This window comes from Candidatus Thiothrix phosphatis, assembly GCF_035668035.1.
GTDB classification, from domain to species: domain Bacteria; phylum Pseudomonadota; class Gammaproteobacteria; order Thiotrichales; family Thiotrichaceae; genus Thiothrix; species Thiothrix phosphatis.
Window position 1 is genome coordinate 1 of the sequence record NZ_JAYMYJ010000046.1, and the last position, 7229, is coordinate 7229.

11 protein-coding genes are annotated in these 7229 nt (G+C 51.5%); 2 read left to right on the forward strand and 9 right to left on the reverse strand.

All coding sequences use genetic code 11. The annotated features are described in order from the left end of the window. The 4 genes from VSS37_RS05905 to VSS37_RS05920 form a co-directional block, all read right to left on the reverse strand. The coding region (locus VSS37_RS05905; RefSeq protein WP_324693849.1) for a hypothetical protein at window positions 1-297 on the reverse strand (297 nt) is incomplete at its 3' end. Beyond that, the gene (locus VSS37_RS05910) at window positions 294-506 is read right to left on the reverse strand and encodes a hypothetical protein (RefSeq protein WP_324693850.1); all 213 of its coding nucleotides are present in this window, start codon (window positions 504-506) and stop codon (window positions 294-296) included. The genes VSS37_RS05905 and VSS37_RS05910, both read right to left, overlap by 4 nt. Further along, window positions 503-643, reverse strand: a complete 141-nt coding sequence (locus VSS37_RS05915; protein WP_324693851.1) for a hypothetical protein — start codon at window positions 641-643, stop codon at window positions 503-505. The genes VSS37_RS05910 and VSS37_RS05915 overlap by 4 nt, the downstream gene beginning before the upstream one ends. 78 nt (window positions 644-721) lie before the next feature. After that, entirely contained in the window at window positions 722-883 is a 162-nt protein-coding gene (locus VSS37_RS05920; protein ID WP_324693852.1) for a hypothetical protein, read from the reverse strand. Between the two features lie 149 nt (window positions 884-1032). Here VSS37_RS05920 and VSS37_RS05925 point away from each other — a divergent pair, with 149 nt between their 5' ends. Further along, complete coding sequence (locus VSS37_RS05925; protein ID WP_324693853.1) at window positions 1033-1266, forward strand: Arc family DNA-binding protein; 234 nt, start codon at window positions 1033-1035, stop codon at window positions 1264-1266. Window positions 1267-1339: 73 nt separating this feature from the next. Continuing rightward, the gene (locus tag VSS37_RS05930) at window positions 1340-1708 is read left to right on the forward strand and encodes a hypothetical protein (RefSeq protein ID WP_324693854.1); all 369 of its coding nucleotides are present in this window, start codon (window positions 1340-1342) and stop codon (window positions 1706-1708) included. A gap of 796 nt (window positions 1709-2504) precedes the next feature. On the opposite strand, the gene VSS37_RS05935 is transcribed toward VSS37_RS05930, so the two are convergent. The 5 genes from VSS37_RS05935 to VSS37_RS05955 all read right to left on the reverse strand — a co-directional run bounded on the left by VSS37_RS05935 (window position 2505) and on the right by VSS37_RS05955 (window position 7092). Beyond that, a complete protein-coding gene (locus tag VSS37_RS05935; protein ID WP_324693855.1) occupies window positions 2505-2855 on the reverse strand; it encodes a hypothetical protein in 351 nt (116 codons plus the stop codon). 461 nt (window positions 2856-3316) lie between these two features. Further along, window positions 3317-3607: a BrnA antitoxin family protein gene (locus VSS37_RS05940; RefSeq protein WP_324693856.1), complete on the reverse strand. Its 291-nt coding sequence runs from the start codon at window positions 3605-3607 to the stop codon at window positions 3317-3319. Next, on the reverse strand, window positions 3582-3860 hold the full coding sequence (locus VSS37_RS05945; protein WP_324693857.1) for a BrnT family toxin: 279 nt from the start codon (window positions 3858-3860) through the stop codon (window positions 3582-3584). Before VSS37_RS05945 ends, VSS37_RS05940 begins: the two co-directional genes overlap by 26 nt. Window positions 3861-3889: 29 nt before the next feature. Then, entirely contained in the window at window positions 3890-5152 is a 1263-nt protein-coding gene (locus tag VSS37_RS05950; protein WP_324693859.1) for a tyrosine-type recombinase/integrase, read from the reverse strand. Window positions 5153-6354: 1202 nt separating this feature from the next. After that, entirely contained in the window at window positions 6355-7092 is a 738-nt protein-coding gene (locus VSS37_RS05955; protein ID WP_324693860.1) for a hypothetical protein, read from the reverse strand. Between the last annotated feature and the right edge of the window lie 137 nt (window positions 7093-7229).

The following is a 7229-nucleotide window of genomic DNA, read 5'->3' on the forward strand; positions in this document are numbered from 1 at the left end:
GATGCGGGAAAGGTAGGTGGCTGCTGCGGACATAAGCCCGCCGCCTGCCGGTGGCCTGCCGTCCAGCGTCATTTCTCCGTAGTGCTGCATCAAGGCCGCGTGCATGTCGCGGGTTGCCTTGCTGTCGGGCTTGCCGTTGATGGCGTCCTGTGCGGCCTGTGCTTCACGCTGGAAGTCTTTTTCAACTTCCTCCGGGGTAGGGTGGGGGATAGCGCCGCCCGCGTGCTGCATCCATTTGGGCAAGCGCTTGTCAGTGGTGTGGCCTTTCATGCCGTCCAAGATTTGCCGGTTGTTCATGACAAAGCCCCCCATGCAGCCAGCAATGCCACGATGAACAGCAGGAAAGCCGTGAAGCCGTCCATGCCGCCGCGTTGTGGCTGCTGTTTGGCGGGTTCCTTGTGGTGTTTGCGCTTGGGTTGCTGCTGCTCCTGCGTTGGTTGCTCTGCCATCCGCTGCAAGGCTTCGTATTGCGATTGGGTCAGGTGCGCGATGTATTTCTTGCTCATGCTGCACCCCACAAGCTGGCGATTGTGGCCAGCAGGGCCAGGGAGACAATAACGGCTTGCGCCTCAGTGATAGCCGCGCTCAGGCGGTCGTAAGGTGATTTATTGCCCGGTGGGGGCGTGATAGTCTTGGATTGCATTTGCTCAAGTCTCCTATGGTTGTTGAGCGGGTGAAGTCCTGCCCTTCGGGTTCCAGCCGTTGGGTAGGGCGATTTCTGTTACTTCCTGTTCCGCGTCTCTGCGGCTTCCTTCGATTCCCGAATCAAACGGTTAATCTGTGCGTTTATGCTGCGGTCGCCAGCCTTTGCTTGTGCCTTTACCCATTGAGAAAGGTCGGGATCAAGGCGTACCGGGTAGGGTTTTGCTTGTGCTGCACTCATTGGTTTTAACTTCCTCTATCTGTGAGATACAAGAGAGATAATACGCCCATCATGGCGCTTGTCAACTCTCAATTTATCTCTTTTGTATCTTTGATGATGGGTAGATAGAAGGGAGATAATCAACGGCTTGAAATGGCGCGGATGATGGAATGAGCGAGAAACAAGTTAGCCCTTACCCTGTACGGCTTACCCCTGAATTGCGGGCAATGCTGGAAGAATCCGCCCGTGCTGGCGGTAGGTCATTGAATGCAGAAATGCTTTTGCGGCTTGAGGCGTCGTTTGTGGATGCTACGGAAATTCAGTCTTTGACTGCTGCGCAAGTAATGGATGTGCGCCGGATCGCGCTCGAAGTCTTCCAAGAACTCAGCAAGCAGCCAAAATAGTGATTGCTGTCATTTCCTGCGCACACGTCTGGCGGTATGGTGAAGGCTCAACACACAACAAAGGGCTTAAACCATGAAAAGGGCTTTGATTCTTGGCGTCCTGCTGCTGGCAGGGTGCGCAACTACTGACAGTTATGTGAAGCAGGACGGAACCGCGCTTAACGATCAGGAACAGGCGCAATTGAAGGTAATCTGCGGAAACTATGCCGAAAGCGGAACGGCAATCAATATGGCCGCACTCCCACAAGTCACGAGGGCAAACACCACGGGAACAGTGACCGCATTCGGTAATATGGCAACCGTCAACGGCTACACGACATACAGCACAGCACCAGACCCATCGGTGGCTCTTGGGGCAACCCTTACCAACGCCATCAAGCGCCAGGAACGTTTCAGCGATTGCGCATTGGCAATCGGTTTGAAGAAGAAGGAATCCAAGTAATATGGTGCGCCATGGGAAGCAAAATATATGAAACCGGCTCTGCCATCACTGCGCTAATCGTCTTTATCGGCACTTGGATATACTGCATTTCGGCCTATGGCTTCCTGTTCGGGGTTGGCCTTGGGTGGCTTCCATCATTGATTGTTGCCGCCATTGTCGGGTTCTTATGGCCTCTGATATTGCTGGTTGTTGCGTTGGTAATAATGGCGGTCGTGTTCAACTGGTAACAAAAAGCCCGGACTTGTGCCGGGCTGTCAAAATCAAGCCAAAACCTCAATCAGCCGCACAATCCCGGCACGGGCAAAATGCCTTCCCGCCAGTAGCCGTGCTACGTGTGTGCAGTTTGTGCCAAATACCCGAATTCCGGGGAATTAGCGCGAATCTACGCAAATTCTTTTCAGTTGCGTGAGTGATTGCCCGCTAACTTTTGCGTACACGAGCGCATTTTCGGCCTGAAAAATACTTTTTGGTGATTTTGCCGCGCCCGGCATGGCTACCAAAAACAGACCAAGTGCCGAAAATTGCGCTTACACAAATAAGAACGGTTCGCAGCCCGCTAATAAAAATGATGCTTTTTATTCGTGCCATTGGGGATAAGGAAGTAATTGCCACCACAAAAAAGCCCGCCATTTTAATTCTGTTACAATAACAGAATTAGGCACGACCTGCCCGACGGGGGTGTGATGAAACCAGTAGTTTCAAATCCGTCGGAAATACGGATTTAATGGGTAACATGGCGTTATATCTCAAAATTGCCCGATTTTGAGATATGCCAACCCACCACAATCAAAACCCATCAGATTATCCTTGGCTGATCGTCCAATTCTGTGGAAACTACAGAATTAGGCACCTCATCGCTGAAATGCCTGATCATGATTTCCAACGGTTGCGCCGCGTCCCCCGAATGCTCAACCTCCTGCCGTGGCTTGCCAAGCGCACGGTCAAGGATGCTGTTAGCCGCTGCTATGCGTGCTGTGTGTGGCGCTTGCGTGTCTCGCATCACATCCAGCAGGGTTTGTGCAGCTTCATCAACCAATGGTAGGAAAATCTGCCGGTTAAACTGGCGGTTTTCTGCCGTCTCGCTGATCTTTTGTCCCTTCTTCATGCCGCTGCCGGGAATCTTTTTGTGTCCGGGCTGGAATGCCATAACGTCACCTTAACTTGTTGATATGTGCAACATATTGTGGCTTTACCGTGGCTTTGTGGCAACCAGACACAAGATGTTGTGGTTGCTGCGGGTTGCTGGGGGCGTGAACCGTTAGGGTGGTGGCGCATGAATCACAACCGACCATACAGGAATCACAAAATCACAAAAATCACAGTCACAACTTCACAGAATGTAATTTGAAGATGCTCAACAGTAGTAAGTTATTGATTTAAAAGGTATTGACTATTATTTAATCATCATTAATGACATAGGAATGGTTAAGAAATAGGCTAAAAATCACAAGAATCACAGAAATCACAACAAAATCACACCAGCCAAAACGCAGGAATCACAAAATCACAGAAATCACAGTCCAAAATCATGAAATGCAGTTCTCACCCAATGGTGAGCACAAAAAAGCCGGGAACTTGCCCGGCTCTTGCAGTTGGTTTGTGGGTGGATTATGCCGCCTTGCGGTGTTCCGCGATGTAGGCTTGCAGCACTTCATCAAGCCGGGTTTGCCAGCCTTCGCCGCTTTCCCGGAAATATTCCACCACATCAGCAGATAGCCGTATGGTGATGCGCTCTTTGGTTGGTGTTTTCTGTTTGCCGCGTGTTGGGATGATCTTTGCCAGTTCCGGCAACACATCCCCAATGGGGCGGAATGCTGCCATATCCGCCGCCGTCAGTTCGCGCACTTCGCCGCCTTCATCGGTCAAAGGCTTTTCAACATGGGTGGTATTGTCGTTCATAATTCCGCCTTTCTGGTTTGTTTGCCTTCCTGAAACTGATAACCCTGATCCCGTCCTTGATCGGGGTAAAACACGTAACATGCAAAGCACCATTCAGGCAGGCCAGCATGATGTAACGCCGTTCCGGGTAATCGTGCCGGGTATCCTCCCGGATCAGTGCCGTATCCCAGTCAACATGCTCCACAAGGTCAAAGGGTAAGTCACGGTTTGCAATGTTCCAGGCGTTCTTCTTCGGGTCATAGTCTATCTTCATGTTACATCCTGATTGTATGCACAATTTGCTTAACCTGCAATTTTGAAGGGAACCACGTTGCTTGCTGTCTGCCCGAAAATGGTTTCTTCAAGTTTGCGCCCCCATGCTTCCAGCGCTGCCCGTTTTTCATTCATGTAGTCGTATCGGTTGTATGTGGTGTCGATCTGGTTCTTTTCCTTGTGGTTGGTAACACGTCGCTGAATGAAATTATCAAAGTTCAAAGCGCCCAATCCAGTGCGAAGGGTGCGCCGCAAATCGTGCGGGGTTGGCCTTATCTGCCCTTCCTCCAGCTCCCAAGGGATACGCTCAAAGATTCTGGAAAGCACCTGTACGGCCATCACTCCCCCATTCCGCGCCGGAAAGAGCAAACCATTACGGGCATGTGGCCGCGCTTCCTCGATTACCTGCAATGCCATTCCTGTAAGCGGGATAGCGTGCGCCAGTCCGTTCTTGGTTTCGTCCATGCTCCACACGTCGCCCTGAATGTCGCTTTCCCTGGCGGTCACAATCTCGCTTGACCGTTGCCCGGTAATCAGGCGCAAACGCACGGCAAGCCGGGTGGAAATGTCCAAGTTGGATTCATCACTGGTGGCCGCCCATAGCATCCTGATTTCATCATCAGTCAGCACCCTATCCCGTGCAGTTTCTTCTTCCTTGGTGATTTTCGCCGCCGGGTTGATGTGGCTTTTGATTTCGCCGCGTTCAATGGCGAAGTTGAAAAACTTGTGCAACAGGGAAAGCAGACGATTACGGGCAACCAGTGCGCCAGCGTCTTCTTTCCGGTCAAGTAATGCGTTGATGTGCTTTTTCTCCACCTTGTCTATTTTCATATCCCCAATGAAGGGCAACACATCCACATTCAAAATCCGCTGATCTTCTTCCCATGACTTCTTTTTCTTCTTTGCATGTCGGGTCATGTAGGTACTGGCGAACTCTGCCACGGTAGGAACAGCCGCCGCGCTCAACACATTCAGGCTACGCTCTATGGCTGGGTCTTCCCTACTTTCGGCATTGCGGCTTCCGATCATGGCTTTTTGTTCAGCCACCAATGCCCGCGCCTTGGATAGCGCCCCCGCTATTTCCCGCTCCGTGCTTTTGGGCGTGATCTCTGGCGCGTCCAGGGTATACAGCCGTTCTTTCCCGTTCAGCCAGTAGCGATGAATGAACACCTTCCGCCCTGTTGGGTACACGCGCAAGTAAAGCCCCTTGCATTCGGTATCCTTGAACATGGCTTGCGGCTTGTCGGTGGATGCTGCCTTGATGCCCTTGTGGTTGGTGTATGTGTTCGCCATTGCCCTTTTTCCTTCCGGTACGGTTTACGGTACGGTTTAAACGATGGAAAGTAGTATTCCAGAATGGAAGAAAATGGACAATAACCGGATGAAAGCCTTATGTAGCGATGGTGTTGGTGGGGGGGTCTGGAAGATACTGGAAACGGTATGAACTGACTTTTAATCAGGTGGTCGTGCGTTCGAGTCGCACATGTCCCACCATTATGAATCAAAGGGTTGCGCTCTATCAGGCGCAGCCCTTTTTCATTTCTGCCCTGCAAACTCAGCTTTTAACTCAGCTTTCCTGCACCTCCAACACCCCAAAAATGCACTATCTAGGGTTTACCCTAATCAGCAAGTTCAGGCAGAAAGGCAAAGATTTTCACCATTGGGAAACAAAACATGGTGAACCGGCAAAGGCAGTGCATGACAGCAGCGCTTTCCCCTGGCTGTGCCGTGGCATCCACCCGGAACCCGATGGGGTTTACCCTGATCCGGTACACCAGCAACCAGTACCACAACACCCCAGCACCAGATACAGACCTACCACCAGCCATGCAGCAGCAAGCCAGCAGTGCCAGCCATCCGTACACCCCAAACCAGACTGATGATACCTCGTTCTTTTCAAGTCAGGTCTGGGCGGTTCCGGCTCCTGTGGGGGACTGTGGGAAACCGGATTCCATGGGCGGGGGCTACCCCTGTATATATAGGTATCCCAGCCTCGCACAAACCATCCCCTGGCCGGAGTGCCGCCCGGTGGGTGGGGGTATGGGGAAAGAGACGCCCCATCCAGCAGCTTCACTTCCCCAATGGGTCTTCATCCATCCATAAGCCATGAATGTACGTAAATCTTCCCGCAGTTTGCGGGCAATGCCACACAAAGATTCACGTACACACGCACCTACTGGGGGACTGGGTATATCAAGAAGGGCTATAGGGGCAGGTACAGGAAGCAAAGCCGCGCCAGTGTTGGGGTTGATGGGATATTGTGGTTTGTGGGTTGTTGGGTGGGGGCTATCTTGCCCACCCAAACCAACATCAGCCCACTGTGTACAGAATGTTTTACATAACATCCGTGTATGGGGTTGATGCTATTCAACTTATCCGTTAACCATTGAAAAACCCAATGATTCAGGAACACATCATTGATTTTTAAGTTAATTATTGAAAAACACAATGGTTAATTAACGCATCATTGTCTTTTTCAATAATATGAAATAAGTTCACGCAGTTGCCCCTTCCTGTTCCGGCATCAGCCAGAACACAAGGGGAAGTTCCCAATCAATACTGATCCGGTCTGGTGTGGTGCTGGTGGCTTCCACCTGTGGCGCTGGTGGCGGTTCCGCTGCTGGCCCTTGTGCAACTTCCCCCACTTCCTCACACCCTGATATGGGCAAGTCAGGCTCAACCAACAGGTCAGCAACATCCGCCAGTTCATCGGCAATGGTGCGGTAAGTTTCTGGTGGGTCAACCAGTGGTGCTTTGCCCATCCGCCCGGTGATGGCTTTGACAAGGTAATCCATAACCCCTTGAAGGTCGGTCACAGTCCCACGATCCAGCCGCCGCTTGAGCCGTGTAAAGATTTCATCGTCACTGATCAGGTTCTTGAACCTGTCATGCTGCCCGTATTCACGGCGCTTGATGTGTGCCTGCTGTAGCTTCTCCTCCAGGTAGCAGTCCTTGAGGTATCGGATAGCCTGCAACCGTAGAATCCTGGTGTGTGGCATGTCGCCGGGATTCTGCACCTCGCACATTGCGTTCTCCACTTCCAGCACGAACGCCTTGGCGAACTGCTGGACGGCTTTCTGTGCCATGTACCGGGTCGGGTATGCCGTACCACCCCTGAAATGCCCGTCTATGAACTCCAGGGCTTCCACCTGCTTTTGCAGCATGGCAGGCGTCACTTCCCGGTTCAGCAGTTCAATCTTCAAATCTTCGTCAATCTTGGTGGGTAGGTACATTGTCGTGTTTCCTATGTTCTGTGGTTGTTCTGTTTTTGCATTGTTTAAGTAGGTCAAAAGATAACCATTGGGTAAAAGAAATCGTAAACTTTGGTTATACAAACGCAAAGTCAAAGTAGTTGGTTTTTTGGTGTAAC

What these genes read in the sequence shown, in the direction of transcription:
- VSS37_RS05910 (WP_324693850.1), bottom strand. Translation starts at nt 506, where the DNA reads ATGAGCAAGAAATACATCGCGCACCTGACCCAATCGCAATACGAAGCC.
- VSS37_RS05915 (WP_324693851.1), bottom strand. Translation starts at nt 643, where the DNA reads ATGCAATCCAAGACTATCACGCCCCCACCGGGCAATAAATCACCTTAC.
- VSS37_RS05920 (WP_324693852.1), bottom strand. Translation starts at nt 883, where the DNA reads ATGAGTGCAGCACAAGCAAAACCCTACCCGGTACGCCTTGATCCCGAC.
- VSS37_RS05925 (WP_324693853.1), top strand. Translation starts at nt 1,033, where the DNA reads ATGAGCGAGAAACAAGTTAGCCCTTACCCTGTACGGCTTACCCCTGAA.
- VSS37_RS05930 (WP_324693854.1), top strand. Translation starts at nt 1,340, where the DNA reads ATGAAAAGGGCTTTGATTCTTGGCGTCCTGCTGCTGGCAGGGTGCGCA.
- VSS37_RS05935 (WP_324693855.1), bottom strand. Translation starts at nt 2,855, where the DNA reads ATGGCATTCCAGCCCGGACACAAAAAGATTCCCGGCAGCGGCATGAAG.
- VSS37_RS05940 (WP_324693856.1), bottom strand. Translation starts at nt 3,607, where the DNA reads ATGAACGACAATACCACCCATGTTGAAAAGCCTTTGACCGATGAAGGC.
- VSS37_RS05945 (WP_324693857.1), bottom strand. Translation starts at nt 3,860, where the DNA reads ATGAAGATAGACTATGACCCGAAGAAGAACGCCTGGAACATTGCAAAC.
- VSS37_RS05950 (WP_324693859.1), bottom strand. Translation starts at nt 5,152, where the DNA reads ATGGCGAACACATACACCAACCACAAGGGCATCAAGGCAGCATCCACC.
- VSS37_RS05955 (WP_324693860.1), bottom strand. Translation starts at nt 7,092, where the DNA reads ATGTACCTACCCACCAAGATTGACGAAGATTTGAAGATTGAACTGCTG.